The following is a 16,264-nucleotide window of genomic DNA, read 5'->3' on the forward strand; positions in this document are numbered from 1 at the left end:
GACATCAGGCCGATTGCGCCAATGCCACTGCATCGGGTCCTGCGGGGAAGCGCAGCTGATCCGATGTGTCCGTTGCGGCGGTGAACACCACGTCGGCGACGTCACCGGGGGTGGTCACCTCACCAGGCTGACCGAACGCCTCCATGATGGGGGTGGTGAAGGGCAGGTAGTCCTCGGGGGTGCGACTCATGCGGTCGGCGCCGTTGCTGGTGAACGCCGTCGATGGACCGTAGCCGGGCTCGACGAGCTTGACCCGAACGCCGAAGTACCCCAGCTCCAAAGCCAGTGACCCGGAGAAGCCCTCGATTGCGGACTTGCTCGCGGTGTAGACAGCGGCCAATGGCATTGCCGCCAGTGTGGTGCTGGAGGTGACGTTGACGATGACGCCCGAGCGGCGTTCCCGCATCTGTGGCACCACGGCCTGCGTTACCGCCATGACGCCGAAGGTGTTGGTGTCGAACAGTTCTCGCGTGGTCTCCATGGGGGTCGACTCGAAGGGGCCGATCCCGCCGATCCCTGCGTTGTTGACCAGGACGTCGATCGGACCCGCGGCCTGGATCGCGTTCGCGATGCTGTCCGGGTTGGTGACGTCGAGTGCGACGATCCGCAGCCGGTCCGAGGCCGGCAGCACGCCGTGACGTGGTGTTCGCATGGTGGCGACGACGTTCCATCCCTGGTCGAGGAATTTCTTCGCAGTGGCGAGGCCGTAGCCCGAGGAGCAGCCGGTGATGAGCGCTGAGGTCATGAAGGAGAAGCTATTGAGCGCAGGCGAGGTGGACAACGCCGTCCCGTCTTGAAGAGCTTCGCGATCGTCTTGCGTCAGCCACAGCAACCGTCAAGCATCAGCCGACGCCATGCATACACAGCGTGCCCCCGGCAGTGTGGTGTTTCAGGACATCGGAATAGGGTGTCTCGCGACATCGGCATAGGCGTGTGGGCCAGTTTCGGCTGGTGTCGAAGGCTCGTCTGGTCATCACCGCTGTCCTCGTGGAGGGCCGCTCACAATCGCAGGTCGCCCGCGATTACGGCGTCTCCCAGAGCTGGATCTCGAGGCTGATCAAGCGCTATACCCTCGACGGCGACGCCGCGTTCGAACCCCGATCCCGGCGCCCCCACACCAGCCCAGGACGGCTCCCACAATCGACCATCGACCTCATCCTCGATCTACGTCGCACCCTCACCGGCAAAGGACTCGACGCCGGCCCCCACACCATCGCCTGGCACCTCGAACACCACCACCATCTACGCGTATCAACCGCGACAATCAGCCGCCATCTCACCCGCGCGGGCCTGGTCGAACCCACCCCACAGAAACGCCCGAAAAGCTCCTACATCCGCTTCGCCGCCACCCAACCCAACCAACGCTGGCAAGCCGACTTCACCCACTGGCGCCTCACACACGGTGTCGACACTGAAATCCTGTGCTGGCTCGACGACTGCTCCCGCCTAGCGATCTCTGTGACCGCCCACCGCCGCGTCACCGGCGCTATCGTCGTCGATGAATTCGCCAAAGCCGTTGCCCACCATGGCATCCCCTACTCCACACTGACTGATAACGGCATGGTGTTCACCACCCGCCTCGCCGGCGGCAAAGGCGGACGCAACGGCTTTGAAGCCGAACTCCACCGCCTCGGGGTCCACCAAATCAACTCCACCCCGCACCACCCCACCACCTGCGGGAAAGTGGAACGCTTCCACCAAACCCTCAAAAAGTGGCTCACCGGCCGACCCCGCGCCACCACCATCGCCGAACTGCAAACCCAACTCGATGCCTTCGTCGACGAATACAACCACCGCCGCCCGCACCGATCCCTGCCCCACCGAGCCACTCCAGCTGTGGTCTACACCAGCCGCCCCAAAGCCGACCCAGCAACCCGCATCGACACCCACAACCGCGTCCGCACCGACCGCGTCGACCAGCAGGAGCCGTGACTCTGCGCGTCAACGGGCGGCTGCACCACATCGGCATCGGCCGCCACCACTACCGAACCCGCGTCCTCATCCTCGCCCAGGACCACCACATCACCGTCATCAACGCCGCCACCGGAGAAGTCCTGCGCGACTTCACACTCGACCCCACCAGGGACTACCAACCCACCGGCGCCCGCAAAGGCCCCAAACGGAAAAAACCGCGGACCTAAAGTAGGTCCGCGGCTATTCCGATGTCCTGCGACATCACAGCGTGCCCCCGGCAGGATTCGAACCTGCGACACCGGCTTTAGGAGAGCCGTGCTCTATCCCCTGAGCTACGGGGGCGACGCTGGGAGCTTACCGGTCGACAGCCGCTGAACCCCAGTCTGCGCGATATGGCAAAAGTGACAAAACTAGAGAACGGCGCCGGTAGCGTGCCCAGCGTGGAGCTGACACTGCAACGCATCGGCGCCTGGTCGGGCAGCATCATGATCGTTCTCTACGGCGCCAGCTTCTCCGGCGTCGCGCAGCTTTTCCCGCCACTGTCGCCCGCCGCGCCCGCCGACGAGATCGCCGCCTTCTTCGTCGACCACAAACTCTGGATCCGCTTCGGCGTCTCCGGGGCGCTGCTCAGCGCGGCACTGGCGCTGCCGTTCCTCGCGGCTATCGTGCTGCGCATCAAACGTGCCGAGGGCGGCTGGGGCATGCTGACGATGACCCAACTGATGGCCGCCACCGTGTTCGTGCCGGCGCTGGTCTTCCCGCAGTTCTTCCTCGGTGTGGCCGCGTTCCGGCCCGAAGAGCGGTCCGCCGAACTCACCCAGGCACTCAATGACGTCTTCTGGCTGTGGTTCATCGGCATCGTCGGCACCATCATCGTGCAGAACATCACGCTGGCCATCGCGTCGTTCACCGATCAGGCCGACACCCCGACCTTTCCGCGCTGGTACGGCTATCTCAACCTCTGGGTGGCCACCCTCTCACTGCCGGGCTGCGTCGTCGTCGTGTTCAACGACGGCCCGCTCGCGTGGAACGGGGTGTTCGCGTTCTACATCCCCGGACTCGTGCTCGTCGTCTGGTTGTTCGCGACCACCGCGGTGATCCTGAGATCGATCAGCACGCAGCGGGCACTGTCGGGGTGACGACCACCGCCCGCCGGGTGCCCGCCGAGAGCGGCACCTGGGTCTTCTTGTTCGGCGACATGGCCGTCTTCGGCGCCTTCTTCGTCACCTTCCTTGTCGAACGCGCAACAGCGCCAGCGGTTTTCGACGAAGCGCGTACCACTCTGCACATCGGGATCGGCGTCACCAACACGCTCGTGCTGTTGACCAGCTCGCTGTGTGTCGTGCTCGCCCTGGGGGCGATGCGCGCCGGCCGGCACGCCATCGCCACCCGGGCGGCCGGCGCGGCCATCGGCTGCGGCCTGGTTTTCATCGCTCTCAAGGTGACCGAATACGTCCTGCTCGCATCGGCGGGGCACGGCCCGGGCGCCAACCACTTCTACCTCTACTACGTCATCCTCACCGGCCTGCATCTGTTCCACGTCTGCCTCGGACTCGGTGCCCTGACATTCCTGCTCACCCAGACCCGACGCACGGACCTCAGCGTCACGCGTACGGCATTGGTGGAAGGCGCCGCGTGCTTCTGGCATCTGGTGGACCTGCTGTGGATCTTCCTGTTCGCGCTGCTCTATCTGGTGAGCTGAGATGACGGTCCTGCAGTTGCTCAAGAACCGCGCCGGGCTCACCTGGTTGGTACTCGTCGCCGCCACCATCGTGTCCTGGGTGGTCGGCGCCGACCACGGCACCGGTTCGGCCGTCGGCGTGCTCGTGCTGGCCATCGCGGCGATCAAGGTGCGTCTCGTCGGCCTCGACTTCATGGAGCTGCGGCACGCGCCGATCCCGTTGCGTGCCGCGTTCGAGGCGTACTGCGTCGGGATGTGGGCGCTGCTCTCGGCGCTCTATCTGTGGTGGTAGCGCAACCTATTTCAGCAGCGCGATGACCTCGCCGAAGGCTTCGGCGTGCCTGTCCTGAACCGTGACGTAGGTGATGCCGTACCGGTCCCGGTAGCCGCGAATGCGATCGGCCATCTCGGCCGCGGACCCCGACAGCACACCCGGATGGCGCAGCAGCTCGTCATCGGAGAGACCGGGCAGGAAGTGTCTCGGGATGGTCAGGTCGGGCATGCCCGAACCGTCCAGCGGCATCGCGGTGATCGCGATGTTCAGCTCCAGCGCATCGAAGCGATCACCGGCGGCGTCACGCACGAACGCGATCCGGTCCGCCAGCGGGTCCTCGTCGGCACCCGCCGCCCGATCGCCTCCGGTGAGCCCGACGATGTCGGCGACCCGGGCCGCGAGCCGCAACACCCGATCGCCGTTGCCGGCGATCATGATCGGCACATCGGGAAGGTGCTCGGCCAGATATGCGCACGTGTCGCGCAGGTGCTCGACCCGTGCGCCGGCACTCGGGAACGGGATGCCTGCAGCATCGAACTCTTCCTTGACGTAGCCGGTGCCCAGCCCGAGATCGAGCCTGCCCTCGGAGACGTCGCGCACGGCCGCCACGTCTCGTGCCAGAAGCGCCGGTCGATAAAACGCCGCGTTGAGGACGAACGAGCCGACGCGCAGCGTTGACGTCGCCATCGCGATCGTCGTCATCACCGGAAACGGCGCCGGCCCACCGAGATGGTCCGGCACGTGCACCACGTCATAGCCCAGGCCCTCGGCCTGACGTGCGAAATCGTGCAGCTGGCGGCGTGACGTGCCGCGCATGACGCCGATACCGAATCGAAATTCTCTGGCCACGATTCGATCGTAGGGACAGGTTTGAAGCGGATCCGGCAGGGGCACTAACGCTGCAGTCTTTCCCCGCAGATCCGGCCCGTCGTGAATATCCGACGGGCCGGATCAAAATTTAGGGACCCGCACGGCCATGGCAGACATTCCCACGATCGGCGTCGAGGAGGAGTTCCTCCTCGTCGATCCCGAGTCCGGTGCACCGCTTCCGCGTAACCGGGAGGTCGCCGAGCACGCCGCCGAACTGGGCATCGAGCTGCAACTCGAGCTCACCAGCTGCCAGATCGAGACGGCGACGGACGTCGCGCACACCGCCGACGAACTCCACCGCGCGCTGGTACGGCTGCGCCGCACCGCCGCCGACGCCGCCGGGCGAGCTGGTGCGCGGCTCCTCGCGGCGGGTCTGCCGCCGACCCTGCCGCACGACTTCCCGATCACCGACACGCCGCGCTACCGCGACATCGGCGACCGGTTCGGCATGATCGCCCACGAACAGGGCATCTGCGGGTGCCACGTGCACGTCGCCGTCCCGGATCGGGACGCGGCGGTCGTGGTGTCGAATCGGCTGCGCCCATGGCTGCCGACGCTGCTCGCGCTGACCGCCAACTCGGCGATCTACCGCAACGCCGACACCGGCCACTCCAGCTGGCGCAGCGTGCTGTGGGCGCGCTGGCCGAGCGCGGGGCCGCCGCCACGGTTCGATTCCGCCGCGGACTACGACGCTGCCGTGCGGATGCTCGTGGAGTCCGAGGTGATCCGCGACGACGGCATGGTCTATTGGGATGTGCGGCCTTCGGCGAACTTCCCGACCGTCGAGATCCGCGTGGCCGACGTCCCCGCGACGGTGGGGGAGACGGTGCTCTTCGCGGCATTGGCCCGCGCGGCCGTGATGACCGCTCTCGCCGAGGAAGAACGCGCTGAGGCGCAGCCGACGCTGGACGCCTGGAGGCTCAAGGCGGCGTACTGGAAGGCCGCGCGTGACGGCGTCGACGGTACGGGCGTCGACCTGCGTGACAACTCGGCCGCCCCGATGCAGACGTTGCTGGCGCACCTGGTCGACTGGGTGCGTCCGGCGCTGGAGGTCACCGGCGACGAGGACGTCGTGCGCCGGGGTCTGGCCGCCGTCGCCGAGCAGGGAAACGGGGCGATACGTCAACGGCGCGCGTGGCGACGCCGCCACGACGTGCGCGACGTGGTCGCCGTCGCGGCTGACGCGACGTTGGAGTTCTAGGTCAACGGGAGTTCGGCGAAGGCCGGCGTGGTGGGTTCCTTCGATCCGCCGGGCGGTTCGATCGTGAACGCCAGTGACTTCGACGCCCCGAGGTCCGGGAGCACCGCCGTGGTCGACGGTGTGACCGCGCCGGCATCCATCGTGCCCGCTGAATGTGGGCCGTCGGCAGCGACCAGCCACATCTGGTAGACCGTCCCCCCCTTGGGCGGTGTCACGTTGTTCATCACGAGGACGCCGGAATCGCGCTCCCGGGAGAAGACCAGCGTCGCTGTGCCGCCGCCGGGAATCTCGCCCGACACGGTCCGCACGTCGGGTGCGGCGAAGATCTGGTCGGTCGTCGACTCCGACGCGGTCGGGCGCATCGCGATCCCGACGCCGAGAGCGCCGAGGCCGACGGCCACGACGGCCGCCGCGGAGAGCATCACGGTGGCCCAGCGGCGTCGTTTAGGCGCGAGGGCACGCACCGAAGCGCCGCCGCCACTGCGTGAGATCTGGTTCAAGACCTGCGCACGCAGTTCAGGCGGTGGTTCGACGGCGGTGGCTTCGGCGATCACCGCCATCGTCTCGCGCACGGCGCGGACTTCGGCGCGGAACGCCTCGGCCTCGCCGGGCGGGGCGTCGCTGAGCCGACGGTTGATGTCGTCGACCTCATGGTCACTGAGCGCATGCAGCGCATAGGGCGTCGCAAGGGACAGCAGTTCTTCCGGGCTGGTCATGTCACCCCCAGGCATCGGCGGAGACCGCGGATGGCGTCACGCATCCGCGACTTGATGGTGGCAAGGTTCGTCGAGAGATGCTCGGAAACCTGCACATAGGTAAGACCGTCGTAATACGCCAACTGGATGCATTCGCGTTGGGTGTCGGTGAGCGAGCCGAGGCACGCTGCGACCTGGCGGCGCTCCTCGTCCAAGATCACCTCGTCGGCGACGTGATCGGTGGGCGTCTCGACGTTGGCGGCCCCGTAGCGGGATTCCCGGGTGCTGGCAGCCTGCTCGGAGCGCACCCGGTCCACCGCGCGCCGGTGCGCCAGGGTCATCAGCCACGCCAGGGGTGAACCCGCCGACGAGTCGTAGGTGTGGGCATTGCGCCACACCTGCAGGTAGATGTCCTGCGTGGTCTCCTCGCTGTACCCCGGGTCGCGCAGGACGCGCAGGACCAGACCGAAGACCCGTGACCGGGTCTGATCGTAGAGAGCGGCGAAGGCGTCCACGTCCTGGCGGGCCACCTGGCGCAGCAAAGCGTCGAGTTCCGCGGTCACGAGCGGTAGCCTAGCGGCTGCCTCCGTGCCATCCACGGACGTTCTGGGCAAGGTGGCCGTCACCAGGTGGCCTTGTCGATCACGAGTGATACACCTTCTCCCGCTCTTCAGAGGGGTGGGGCACCACCGGGACGCGGCGCAGGCGCAGCAGCCTGCCCTGCATTCGCACGCTGAGGGAGTTCATCATCGGTGCCAGCGGCGACACGATCTGCAGCGCCAGGATCTGGGTGATCCCGGCGGCTCGGCGCTCGCCTCGCATCGTCGCGACGAACGCCGGCAGGTTCTCGCGATGCAGCGATATGCGCAGGTCGAGGCGCTCGCCGGGATGCGGTGCACTGATCAGATAGTGGCCGTCGACGTCGTTGAACGGCGAGGCGTACAGCTTCTTGGTGACCATCGCGGGCCAGTCACCCGACGGCGGCAGTAGGTAGGCGTGCCGCTCACCGCAGCTGTTCTGCACCTCGGCGATGACATGCCGCAGCGCGCCGTCCGGGCCGTGGCACCAATAGAAGGTGACCGGGTTGAACACCGAGCCGAGCACCCGGGGCTGCAGCAAAGCGGTGATCCGACCGCCGGCGAGGTCGATGCCCTTGTCGGCGAGAAATGCCTCGACGCGGCCGCGCAGGGTGTCCACGGGTGCGGGCCAGAGATGGTCGGCGGGATCGAAGGTCGCGAACGGACGCAGCCATCCCGGTACGTCCGGTATGTGGTCGAGGTCGATCAGCCAGCTGTAGCTGCGGTGCTCGAAATAGTGATGCACCGGGGCACGCCGCAGGTGCGTGATCCGGGTGCGGTAGATCGCAGCGGTCATGTCCGCAGCGCCGCCCTGTTGTTCCACACCCGGTATTCGGAGCAGTCCGGGTTGCGGATTGCGCCGCGATGGTGTCTCTCTGTCAGGCGTGGTGCCAGGACCGTGCGGCCCGCACCAGTCCCTGCACCAGAGCGGACGTGGCGGGAGCCAGCCCGTCGTCACCCGGAAGCCCGCTGCGCGGGCTGATGCCGCGGACCCGCGCGGAGAGTTCCAGCTGGGCGCCCCCGCCGCGGGTCCGGTTGACCGGGTTGTCCGGGTGCAGACCGCGCAGCTCGCGCGGGATCGCATCGAGGTCGGTGATCACTCGATAGCCCGGAATGGCGATGTGCTGCGCGAGGTGCTGCGCGAGTTCTCGATGCCGACCGCCGGCCAGGAGTTCGGTGCTGCGGCCCATCCGGCCGTATCCGTGCAGGGACACGGCGACGTCGACGTGGTCGAGGAACTCCGCCAGGCGGGGTGACTGCGCGGGATCGTAGAGAGCCGACGCGAGATGGTGGGGGTAGCGGTCGGGATGGTGGACGACGTAGAGGGACGCGTCCGCCGCATCGGCGGCCCGGCGTGCGATGACATCGGTCATCTGCTCGAGCCCACCGCCGTGGATGGCAAGGAACCCGAACTGTGATCGCAGCGCGCTCTCCTCGGTGATCCCGGGCGCCGCTAGGAGTTCCGAAAAAGATTGTGGGGGAGTCGAATTCGGGTCAGCGTCGCGGCGAGGCCACCGCGTCGGGTCCCACCGCTGGAGGAAGTCGATCCACCGGTGAGGCAGGCCGTGATGCTGGGCGCCCTCGAGGATCCGTTCCAGATAGCCGGGGCGCGGCGGTCCCGGCTCCACGCGATGGTCGATGTAGACCCAGGCGGTGCGCTGGCCGTGGGCCGTGTGCACGGTCAGTGCATCGCGCCGGTACCGCACCGGGACACCCTCGGCGCTGTCCAACGTCGCCAGGTCGTGGTCGGAGACGCGCCACAGCACGCCGTGCACCACCCCGCCGGGCTGTGGTTCAACGGTGGCGACTCCGCGTTCGTTGATCAGCCAGTCGTGGTCGGCCAAGGTGGCGGGCTGCGGATCGGTGGCGTCAGGGCAGCGCTGCGCCATCTGGCGCACCGACAGATTGGAGCCGTACGCGAAGTAATGGTGACGTGCCGACAATTCAGCCCGTCAGCGTCAGATAGATGAGCGCCACGTTGAGCACACTAATCAGGCCGGCGACGAGCCAGCCCAGGGTCGTGGTGATGCGTCGGTTGACGTCGGTGCCCATCAGCGATCGGTCACTGGTCAGCCGGATCAGGGGGATGAGCGCAAACGGGATGCCGAAGGACAGCACCACCTGGGACAACACCAGCGCGCGGCTCGGGTCGACGCCTGCCGCGAGCACCGCCAGCGCGGGCAGCAGCGTGATCAGGCGGCGGGTCAGCAGCGGCACCGATCTGCGCAGGAGGCCCTGCATGATCATCGCGCCGGCATACGCGCCGACCGACGACGACGCGAGCCCGGACGCCAGCAGCCCGATCGCGAACAGCAGCGCCACGGTGTGACCGAGCGTGCTCTGAACGGCGGCGAAAGCCCCTTCGATCGAATCGGTGTCCGGCATTCCTTGCAGCGTGGTCGCTGCCACCAGCAGCATCGACAGATTCACCGCGCCGGCGACCAGCATCGCGGCACCGACGTCCCACCGGGTGGCGCGCAGGAGTGCCTTACGCCGAGGCCCCGCCGCGTGATGGCCGTGTCGATCGCGGGCCAGCCCGGAGTGCAGGTACACCGCGTGGGGCATGACCGTCGCGCCGAGCATCGCGGCCGCCAGCAGGATGCTCTCCGGTCCCTCGAAGCGGGGCACCAGCCCTGCGAGGGCCTCGCCGGCGGGAGGTGGTGCGGCGAACAGGCTGGTGAAGAAGCCGACGGCGATGATCGCCAGCAGGCCGGTGATGACGCGCTCGAACACAGTCTGGCCGCTTCGATCCTTGACCATCAGCAGGACCAGGGAGACCGCGCCGGTGATCACGCCGCCGACCAGAAGAGGCAGATCGAACAGCAGGTAGAGCGCAATGGCGCCGCCCACGATCTCGGCGAGATCGGTCGCCATGGCCACGAGCTCTGCCTGCACCCAGTAGGCCAGCCGTGACGGGGTGCCCATCCGGTCGGCCACGGCTTCGGGCAGCGATCGGCCGGTCACCAGACCGAGCTTCGCGGACAGGTACTGGACCAGGCATGCCATCGCGTTGGCGGCGACGATCACCCACACGAGGAGGAAGCCGAACTGGGCGCCCGCGCTGACGTTGGCTGCGACGTTGCCGGGGTCGACGTAGGCGATCGCCGCGACGAAGGCGGGACCGAGCAGCAGCCACAACGGACGGATCGGCGCTGCGACGTCGGGTTTCACCCACGGCCCTTTTCTATTCGTTGAATCGAAGAGAAAAGTTAGGTTAGCCGAAAATCTCGCGGCGTGGCAACGAGTCGGACCTCACGGCATATGTCAGGGCAGGTAGCCGAACGCGCCGAAGGGGTAGTAGTCGCCGCCCTGCCAGCCGCCCCAGTTCCAGGGTGGAGGCGTGGCGGTGATCTGCGTGCTGCCGTTGGTTTCGCAGTAGGTGATCGTCTTGCCGACGTCGCTGCATTTCGGCATCGCGGTCGCGACGCCCATTCCTCCCCAGGCGACCGCGGCACCCGCACCCACGACCGCCGCGAAGCCGAGCACTCGACGCTTCATCCTCGGCTCACATCACGTACGGGCCGTAGCCCCAACCGAAGCCGCCTTCCCACGGCTCGGCGTAGACGCTCGGCCGCGAGTCGATCTGCGCGTTGCCCGGGGACTGGCAGTCAGTGTTCGCGCCGCCCTGGAATCCGCCGCCTTCACCGGTCTGCACGCAGGTGGGCTGTGCCACGGCAGCGGGTGCGGCGGCGATCGCGACGGAAGCGCCGCCGGCAACGAGAAGAGCGGCGACAGTACTCAGGCGAACCTTCATGCGGGGTCCTTTCAGCGGTTTCACCGGTTAGCGTACAGACCTTTGCCAGTCACGGGAGGTAAGTCGAGCGCTGTCACGATCCCCGGCGCGGCGTCGATGACCGCGGGGATGGCGTTGACCACGCGGGCGGCCGTGGCGACCAGGCCGGCGTGGTTGTGGTCGCCGTGGGGACTGCTCAGGCGCAGATCCACCGCGTAGGACGGTTCGCCGGTGATCTCGATGCGATAGGAGCCGCCGGGTTGCGCGGGCTGCGGCCAGTCCGGGCACAGATCGTCGCGCAGCCGGGTGACGTGTTCGAGAACCACCGCGACCTCCCCGTCCTTCATGCCGCGGACCTCGAAACGAATTGCCGCAGTGGTCCCTTCGGCGATGTGGCCGGAGGCGATGTCGAAATCCTCGGGTGCGGGCACCCGCGTGTGGGTCTCGGTCACCTCGTCGAGTTCCAGCCCTAGGCCTGCGGCGAGCTGCCGCACCACGGACCCCCACGCCAGGCTCAGCACACCGGGCATCAGCAGCATCGGCGTCTCGTCGAGGCTGCCGCCGAAACCCATGACGTCGAACATCACCGTCGCACTGTCATAGGTGTCGTAGTTGATGATCTCCATGCAGCGGATCTGCTGGATGCTCTGACAGGTACCTGCCAGAGCCATCGGCAGCAGATCGTTTGCGAAGCCGGGATCGATCCCGTTGACGAAGACGCTGGCATTGCCGGCCTTGGCGGCATCCTCGAGCGGGGTCACCATCTCGTCGGGCAACACTCCCCACGGGTACTGCAGGAACACCGCGCTGCTTCCGACGACGTTGATGCCGGCGGCCAGGATGCGCCGATAGTCCTCGAGAGCCTCCGGCAATCGATTGTCAGCCATCGCGGTGTAGACCGCGGCCTCGGGCGCGGTGTCGATGACGGCGTCGAGATCGGTGGTGGCCAGTACGCCGGTCGACACCCCGAGCCCGGCGAGCTCGCCGGCGTCGGTGCCTGCCTTGGCGTCCGAGGACACCCACACCGCGGTCAGTTCGAACCTGGAGTCCGAGATCAGTTGTGCCAGTGCGTGTCTGCCGACGTTTCCGGTTCCGATGGCGGCGACGCGAATCGTCATGGTGTCCTCTACAGATCGGGGATGGGCAGTTCGAGGTTCGGGTAGGTGATGCCGCCGTCGACCTCGAGGGTCTTACCGGTGAGGTAGGCGCCGGCAGGGGAGGCCAGATAGACCGCGGCCGCCGCGATGTCGAGCGGGTCGCCGAGGCGGCGCATCGGCGTGGCCTGCTCCATCGGTGTCCGCAGGTCGTCGTTGCTCGCCACGATGTCGAGCGCAGAGGTGAGTATCGAGCCCGGGGCGATCGCGTTGACGCGGATGCGCGGTGCGAGATCCAGCGCCGAGAGGCGTGTGTAGTGCGCCAGTGCAGCCTTCGCGGTGCCGTAGGCCGCGAATCCACGTCCTGACACCCGCGCCATCGTCGAGGTGATGTTGATGATGCTGCCGCCGCCCGAGTGCTCGAGCATCAGCGGTGCCGCGGCGAGCGTCAGCGCGTGGGCGGTGGCGACGTTGAAGGCGAATGCGTCGCGCAGATCCTTGGTGGAGGTGTTCAGCAGCGCATTGGGCATGGTCCCGCCGACATTGTTGACGACGATGTCTAGTCTGCCGAATGCCTCGACTGCCTGCGCTGCGAGAGCCGCGGTGTCCTCGGCGTGGGCGAGGTCGGCGACGACGATGTGCGCCCGCCGGCCCACGGCGGCGACTTGCTCGGCCACCTCCTCCAACTGGGCCTCTGTACGGGCAGAGATCAGCACTTCAGCGCCTGCTTCTGCGAAGGCGAGCGCCATCGCTGCGCCGAGGCCGCGGCCCGCGCCCGTCACCACCGCCACCTGATCGTCGAGCCGGAATCTGTCCAGGATCACGGCCGTCACGCTAGCAAGCGAACCGCCGCCCCGGAAGGTATTTTTGGAACACGTTCTATTTCTTGGCTGCGGCTTTCTTCGCGGCCTTCTTGGCGGGAGCCTTCTTCGCCGCATGTTTGGCCGGCGCCTTCTTGGCGGCCTTCTTCGCAGGTGCTTTCTTGGCCGGCTCGTCGTCGTCCTCGGAGTCCTGCTTACTGCCGCCGCTCTGCTCCCGGCGGGCTTTCACGCTCGCCTCCAACTTGGCCAGCAGGTCCGAGACGTCCTCGGAGGCGTCGAGTTCCGTGGGCTGCTCCTCGGTGGTGAATGCCTCGCCGCCCTCGAGCTTGGCCTGGATCAGCTCGTGCAAGTGTTCCTGGTAGTCGTCGTGGTACCGATCGGGGTTGAAGTCGTCGGTCATCGAATCGACGACCTGGCTGGCCATCTTGAGCTCCGCGGGTTTGATCTCGACTTCCTTGTCCAGCACCGGGAAGTCGGGGTCGCGGATCTCGTCAGGCCACAGCAGGGTGTGGATCATCATCACGTCGCGCTTGCTGAAGTCCTTGACCCGCAGCGCGGCCAGCCGTGTCTTGTTGCGCAGCGCGAAGTTCACGATCGCGACCCGGTCGGTCTCCATCAATGTCTTCGCCAGCAGCACATACGATTTCGACGATTTTCCGTCGGGCTCGAGGAAATAACTCCGGTCGTACATCAGGGGGTCTAGATCGCTGGCGGGCACGAACTCCAACACCTCGATCTCGCGGCTGCGCTCCTCGGGCAGGGAGGCGATGTCCTCGTCGGTGATGATCACCGTCTGCCCGTCGTCGGACTCATAGGCTTTGGCGATGTCGCGGTACTCAACGACCTCGCCGTCGACCTCGCACACCCGCTTGTAGCGGATGCGACCGTTGTCCTTGGCGTGCACCTGATGGAACTTGATGTCGTGGTCCTCGGTGGCGCTGTAGACCTTGACGGGGACGTTGACCAGCCCGAAGGCGATTGAACCCTTCCAGATGGACCGCATCACCCCAGGTTAGCCGGGTCGACCCGGCTGCGGGCCGGACCTCGCCGCGGCCGCGTCACGGGTCGCCCGATCGGGCAGGTCGGCACCGGGTCGCGCGACGGTCAGCGCCGACGACAGAGCGGCCGTCTCCAGGGCGTGGGTGAGCGCGGATTCGGAGATGCCGCGCAGGTCCTGTCGCCGCTTCGCCCCCAACACGCCGAGGTCCCACAGCGCATCGATGAGTCCGGCCATGAAGGAGTCCCCGGCGCCGACGGTGTCCACCACGTCGACCGCCGGTGCCGGAATACGGACGCTGCCGCCTGCGACGAGGCCGGACGAGCCGCGCTCGCCGAACGTCACGACGACGACCGCCGGCCCGAGGCCGAGCCAGATGCGCGCGATCTCCTCAGGGGAACGGTCCGGGTCGTACCACGCCAGATCCTCGTCACTGACTTTGACGATGTCGCTGCGCTCGAGCAGACGGTCGATGCGGTTGCGCGCGGCATCGTCGTCGTCGATGAGTGACGGCCGGACATTCGGGTCGAAGGTGATGGTGGCCGACGGGTGGTAGGTGTCGAGCAGTGCAGCCACGGCCCGGCATCCCGGTTCGAGCACCGCGGCGATCGAACCCGTGTGGGCCACCAGCGGCGGGGGAACCTCGGGGGTGCCGCTCAGCTGCCATTCGATGTCGAATTCGTAGGTGGCGCCGCCGTGTTCGTCGAGCATCGCGCGAGCGGTCGGCGTGCGTTCGGCTGTGCTGCTGCCGGTGACCAGCTCGACCCCGGAGGCGTGCAGGTGCTCGGTGATGCGACGGCCGTGATCGTCGCGACCGATGTGGGTGAGGAAGTCGACACCGCGACCGAGCCGGCCCAATCCGACGGCGACGTTGAGCGGGCTCCCGCCGACGTGTTCACCGGTCACATCCGTGTCGCGGATGACGATGTCGATCAGAGCCTCACCGATCACCAATGCCCTTGGACCGCTCAACGCGCACCACCGGAGAGCAGCGCCTCCAAGGTGGCGCGCGCGCCGTCTTCGTGCAGTGATGCGAGCGACTCGCGGTAGGCCTCGACGAACCGGGGTTGCTGCGCGAGGTCACCGAAGAGCGCCGTGTTCTCGATGAACGCTACTGGGTTGTCGCGTTGGGCCTCCGCCAGCGGCCTCAGGGTCTGGACCCGGTTGTCCTCGACATCGATCGGTTCGCCCTGCTCGTCGACGCCCTCGGCGTAGCGCGCCCAGCTGGCGACGACAGCGGCTGAAATCTGCACGCTCCGATCGGCTTTCAGATTCGCCTGGATCACCGGCACCAGCCACTGCGGAATGCGGTCCGAGGAGTACGCGCAGAGCCGGGCGATGGTGTCGCGCACCCCGGGATTGGCGAACCGTTCGATCAGGGTGCGCTGATAGTCCTCGAGGTCGATGCCGGGAACCGGCGCCAACGTCGGCGTGGCCTCGGCGAAGTACCGCCGCAGCAATTCGGCGAACAGCGGATCGCCTGCGGCGTCGTGGACCAGCCGGTAGCCGGCCAGATAGGCGAAGTAGCAGAGAGTCTGGTGGCCGGCGTTGAGCAGACGCAGCTTCATCAACTCGTAGGGAGTGACGTCGTCGACCAGAAGGACATCGGCATCCTCCCACGGAGGCCGGCCGTCGGAGAAGGCATCCTCGAGCACCCATGCCGTGAACGGCTCGGCGATCACCGGCCACTGGTCGTCGACGCCGAATTCGGTTGACACCGTGTCGATCACCGCGGGCGTGGTAACAGGTGTGATGCGATCGACCATCGAGTTGGGGAAGCGGGTGTGCTCGGCCATCCAGTCCGCGAGCCCGGGGTGAGTGGAGTCGGCGTAGGTGGTGAAGGCGTCCCGGGCGACATCACCGTTGCCTTCGATGTTGTCGCACGAGACAATCGTCGGGGAGGCGATTCCCCGGTCGCGCCGACGGGCGAGGGCATCGGTCACGAGGCCGAACACGTTGATCTCGGGCAGATCGTCGAGCTGGTAACCACCCTCGGTGATCGTCAGCGAAATGATGCGGGTGCTCGGCGCGGCCAGCAGCTCGATCACACTGTCCGGGTCGTCTGGCGCGTAGCGGTACTCGACGATCGAGCCGATGACCCGGGCCTCGCGAGTGCCGTCGGGATGCTCCAGCAGCAGGGTGTACAGGCCGTCCTGCGCGGCCATCACGTCGGCCATCTTGCGGTCGGCGGGCAGCACGCCGACGCCGCAGATACCCCATCCGCCGTCCAGCCCCGCGTTGAGGAGCCGGTCCAGGTACGCGGCCTGATGTGCCCGGTGGAATCCGCCGACCCCGAAATGCACGATGCCGACTCCGGTTTGGGCTCGGTCATAGCTCGGGGTGGGAATGCTCAGCTCCCGCAGAGTTCCGTTGTCGAGGTTCATGTCCGCGCCTCCATCGTTGTGA

At 67.3% G+C, this 16,264-nt stretch carries 20 protein-coding genes and 1 tRNA gene; 6 read left to right on the forward strand and 15 right to left on the reverse strand.

Features of this window, described 5'->3' with window-relative positions; genetic code table 11:
* Positions 1 to 4: 4 nt before the first annotated feature.
* The gene (locus ACZYYX_RS14260; RefSeq protein WP_463815170.1) at positions 5 to 745 is read right to left on the reverse strand and encodes an SDR family oxidoreductase; all 741 of its coding nucleotides are present in this window, start codon (positions 743 to 745) and stop codon (positions 5 to 7) included.
* A gap of 206 nt (positions 746 to 951) precedes the next feature.
* Here ACZYYX_RS14260 and ACZYYX_RS14265 point away from each other — a divergent pair, with 206 nt between their 5' ends.
* Both ACZYYX_RS14265 and ACZYYX_RS14270 read left to right on the forward strand, forming a co-directional pair.
* Entirely contained in the window at positions 952 to 1,932 is a 981-nt protein-coding gene (locus tag ACZYYX_RS14265) for an IS481 family transposase (protein WP_463815171.1), read from the forward strand.
* A complete protein-coding gene (locus tag ACZYYX_RS14270; RefSeq protein ID WP_463815172.1) occupies positions 1,929 to 2,141 on the forward strand; it encodes a hypothetical protein in 213 nt (70 codons plus the stop codon). Before ACZYYX_RS14265 ends, ACZYYX_RS14270 begins: the two co-directional genes overlap by 4 nt.
* 42 nt (positions 2,142 to 2,183) lie before the next feature.
* Here the strand turns inward: ACZYYX_RS14270 and ACZYYX_RS14275 are convergent.
* A tRNA-Arg gene (locus tag ACZYYX_RS14275) sits at positions 2,184 to 2,256 on the reverse strand.
* Positions 2,257 to 2,399: 143 nt separating this feature from the next.
* On the opposite strand from ACZYYX_RS14275, the gene ACZYYX_RS14280 reads away from it, so the two are divergent.
* Genes ACZYYX_RS14280 through ACZYYX_RS14290 form a run of 3 tightly spaced genes read left to right on the forward strand, consistent with a single transcriptional unit; the run spans position 2,400 to position 3,887 of the window.
* Positions 2,400 to 3,053, forward strand: a complete 654-nt coding sequence (locus ACZYYX_RS14280; RefSeq protein WP_463815802.1) for a hypothetical protein — start codon at positions 2,400 to 2,402, stop codon at positions 3,051 to 3,053.
* On the forward strand, positions 3,050 to 3,616 hold the full coding sequence (locus tag ACZYYX_RS14285; protein WP_463815173.1) for a cytochrome c oxidase subunit 3: 567 nt from the start codon (positions 3,050 to 3,052) through the stop codon (positions 3,614 to 3,616). Before ACZYYX_RS14280 ends, ACZYYX_RS14285 begins: the two co-directional genes overlap by 4 nt.
* A 1-nt stretch (position 3,617) precedes the next feature.
* Positions 3,618 to 3,887 carry a cytochrome C oxidase subunit IV family protein gene (locus tag ACZYYX_RS14290; RefSeq protein ID WP_463815174.1) on the forward strand — a complete coding sequence of 90 codons (270 nt, stop codon included), beginning with the start codon at positions 3,618 to 3,620 and terminating at the stop codon, positions 3,885 to 3,887.
* 6 nt (positions 3,888 to 3,893) lie between these two features.
* On the opposite strand, the gene ACZYYX_RS14295 is transcribed toward ACZYYX_RS14290, so the two are convergent.
* On the reverse strand, positions 3,894 to 4,718 hold the full coding sequence (locus ACZYYX_RS14295; protein WP_463815175.1) for an LLM class F420-dependent oxidoreductase: 825 nt from the start codon (positions 4,716 to 4,718) through the stop codon (positions 3,894 to 3,896).
* Between the two features lie 127 nt (positions 4,719 to 4,845).
* Between ACZYYX_RS14295 and ACZYYX_RS14300 the strand changes: the two genes are divergently transcribed.
* Positions 4,846 to 5,940 carry a glutamate--cysteine ligase 2 gene (locus ACZYYX_RS14300; protein ID WP_463815176.1) on the forward strand — a complete coding sequence of 365 codons (1,095 nt, stop codon included), beginning with the start codon at positions 4,846 to 4,848 and terminating at the stop codon, positions 5,938 to 5,940.
* Here ACZYYX_RS14300 and ACZYYX_RS14305 read toward each other — a convergent pair.
* The 12 genes from ACZYYX_RS14305 to ACZYYX_RS14360 form a co-directional block, all read right to left on the reverse strand.
* Positions 5,937 to 6,656 (reverse strand): anti-sigma factor, encoded by a 720-nt coding sequence (locus ACZYYX_RS14305; protein ID WP_463815177.1) that lies wholly within the window; start codon positions 6,654 to 6,656, stop codon positions 5,937 to 5,939. The two genes, ACZYYX_RS14300 and ACZYYX_RS14305, sit on opposite strands and share 4 nt — an antisense overlap.
* A complete protein-coding gene (locus ACZYYX_RS14310) occupies positions 6,653 to 7,234 on the reverse strand; it encodes a sigma-70 family RNA polymerase sigma factor (RefSeq protein ID WP_463815178.1) in 582 nt (193 codons plus the stop codon). The genes ACZYYX_RS14305 and ACZYYX_RS14310 overlap by 4 nt, the downstream gene beginning before the upstream one ends.
* Before the next feature lie 43 nt (positions 7,235 to 7,277).
* Positions 7,278 to 8,009, reverse strand: coding sequence for a DUF1365 domain-containing protein (locus ACZYYX_RS14315; RefSeq protein ID WP_463815179.1), 732 nt, complete (start codon positions 8,007 to 8,009; stop codon positions 7,278 to 7,280).
* An 82-nt stretch (positions 8,010 to 8,091) separates the two neighbouring features.
* On the reverse strand, positions 8,092 to 9,156 hold the full coding sequence (locus tag ACZYYX_RS14320; RefSeq protein WP_463815180.1) for a poly-gamma-glutamate hydrolase family protein: 1,065 nt from the start codon (positions 9,154 to 9,156) through the stop codon (positions 8,092 to 8,094).
* A gap of 1 nt (position 9,157) precedes the next feature.
* Positions 9,158 to 10,384 (reverse strand): Nramp family divalent metal transporter, encoded by a 1,227-nt coding sequence (locus ACZYYX_RS14325; RefSeq protein ID WP_463815181.1) that lies wholly within the window; start codon positions 10,382 to 10,384, stop codon positions 9,158 to 9,160.
* Between the two features lie 93 nt (positions 10,385 to 10,477).
* Positions 10,478 to 10,711: a hypothetical protein gene (locus ACZYYX_RS14330; protein WP_463815182.1), complete on the reverse strand. Its 234-nt coding sequence runs from the start codon at positions 10,709 to 10,711 to the stop codon at positions 10,478 to 10,480.
* A gap of 7 nt (positions 10,712 to 10,718) precedes the next feature.
* The gene (locus tag ACZYYX_RS14335; RefSeq protein WP_335330652.1) at positions 10,719 to 10,967 is read right to left on the reverse strand and encodes a hypothetical protein; all 249 of its coding nucleotides are present in this window, start codon (positions 10,965 to 10,967) and stop codon (positions 10,719 to 10,721) included.
* A gap of 20 nt (positions 10,968 to 10,987) precedes the next feature.
* Entirely contained in the window at positions 10,988 to 12,064 is a 1,077-nt protein-coding gene (locus tag ACZYYX_RS14340; RefSeq protein ID WP_463815183.1) for an NAD(P)H-dependent amine dehydrogenase family protein, read from the reverse strand.
* A gap of 8 nt (positions 12,065 to 12,072) precedes the next feature.
* A complete protein-coding gene (locus ACZYYX_RS14345) occupies positions 12,073 to 12,864 on the reverse strand; it encodes an SDR family oxidoreductase (protein WP_463815184.1) in 792 nt (263 codons plus the stop codon).
* A gap of 55 nt (positions 12,865 to 12,919) precedes the next feature.
* Entirely contained in the window at positions 12,920 to 13,864 is a 945-nt protein-coding gene (gene ku / locus ACZYYX_RS14350; protein WP_463815185.1) for a non-homologous end joining protein Ku, read from the reverse strand.
* A gap of 9 nt (positions 13,865 to 13,873) precedes the next feature.
* Complete coding sequence (locus tag ACZYYX_RS14355) at positions 13,874 to 14,830, reverse strand: carbohydrate kinase family protein (protein ID WP_463815186.1); 957 nt, start codon at positions 14,828 to 14,830, stop codon at positions 13,874 to 13,876.
* Complete coding sequence (locus ACZYYX_RS14360; RefSeq protein WP_463815187.1) at positions 14,827 to 16,242, reverse strand: mannitol dehydrogenase family protein; 1,416 nt, start codon at positions 16,240 to 16,242, stop codon at positions 14,827 to 14,829. Before ACZYYX_RS14360 ends, ACZYYX_RS14355 begins: the two co-directional genes overlap by 4 nt.
* Positions 16,243 to 16,264: the final 22 nt, after the last annotated feature.

The organism is Mycobacterium sp. IDUB_1, assembly GCF_055419625.1.

Coding starts and splice junctions, on each gene's coding strand:
- ACZYYX_RS14290 (WP_463815174.1), top strand. CDS start 3,618: ATGACGGTCCTGCAGTTGCTCAAGAACCGCGCCGGGCTCACCTGGTTG.
- ACZYYX_RS14360 (WP_463815187.1), bottom strand. CDS start 16,242: ATGAACCTCGACAACGGAACTCTGCGGGAGCTGAGCATTCCCACCCCG.
- ku (WP_463815185.1), bottom strand. CDS start 13,864: ATGCGGTCCATCTGGAAGGGTTCAATCGCCTTCGGGCTGGTCAACGTC.
- ACZYYX_RS14300 (WP_463815176.1), top strand. CDS start 4,846: ATGGCAGACATTCCCACGATCGGCGTCGAGGAGGAGTTCCTCCTCGTC.
- ACZYYX_RS14280 (WP_463815802.1), top strand. CDS start 2,400: ATGATCGTTCTCTACGGCGCCAGCTTCTCCGGCGTCGCGCAGCTTTTC.
- ACZYYX_RS14315 (WP_463815179.1), bottom strand. CDS start 8,009: ATGACCGCTGCGATCTACCGCACCCGGATCACGCACCTGCGGCGTGCC.
- ACZYYX_RS14340 (WP_463815183.1), bottom strand. CDS start 12,064: ATGACGATTCGCGTCGCCGCCATCGGAACCGGAAACGTCGGCAGACAC.
- ACZYYX_RS14305 (WP_463815177.1), bottom strand. CDS start 6,656: ATGACCAGCCCGGAAGAACTGCTGTCCCTTGCGACGCCCTATGCGCTG.
- ACZYYX_RS14260 (WP_463815170.1), bottom strand. CDS start 745: ATGACCTCAGCGCTCATCACCGGCTGCTCCTCGGGCTACGGCCTCGCC.
- ACZYYX_RS14330 (WP_463815182.1), bottom strand. CDS start 10,711: ATGAAGCGTCGAGTGCTCGGCTTCGCGGCGGTCGTGGGTGCGGGTGCC.
- ACZYYX_RS14335 (WP_335330652.1), bottom strand. CDS start 10,967: ATGAAGGTTCGCCTGAGTACTGTCGCCGCTCTTCTCGTTGCCGGCGGC.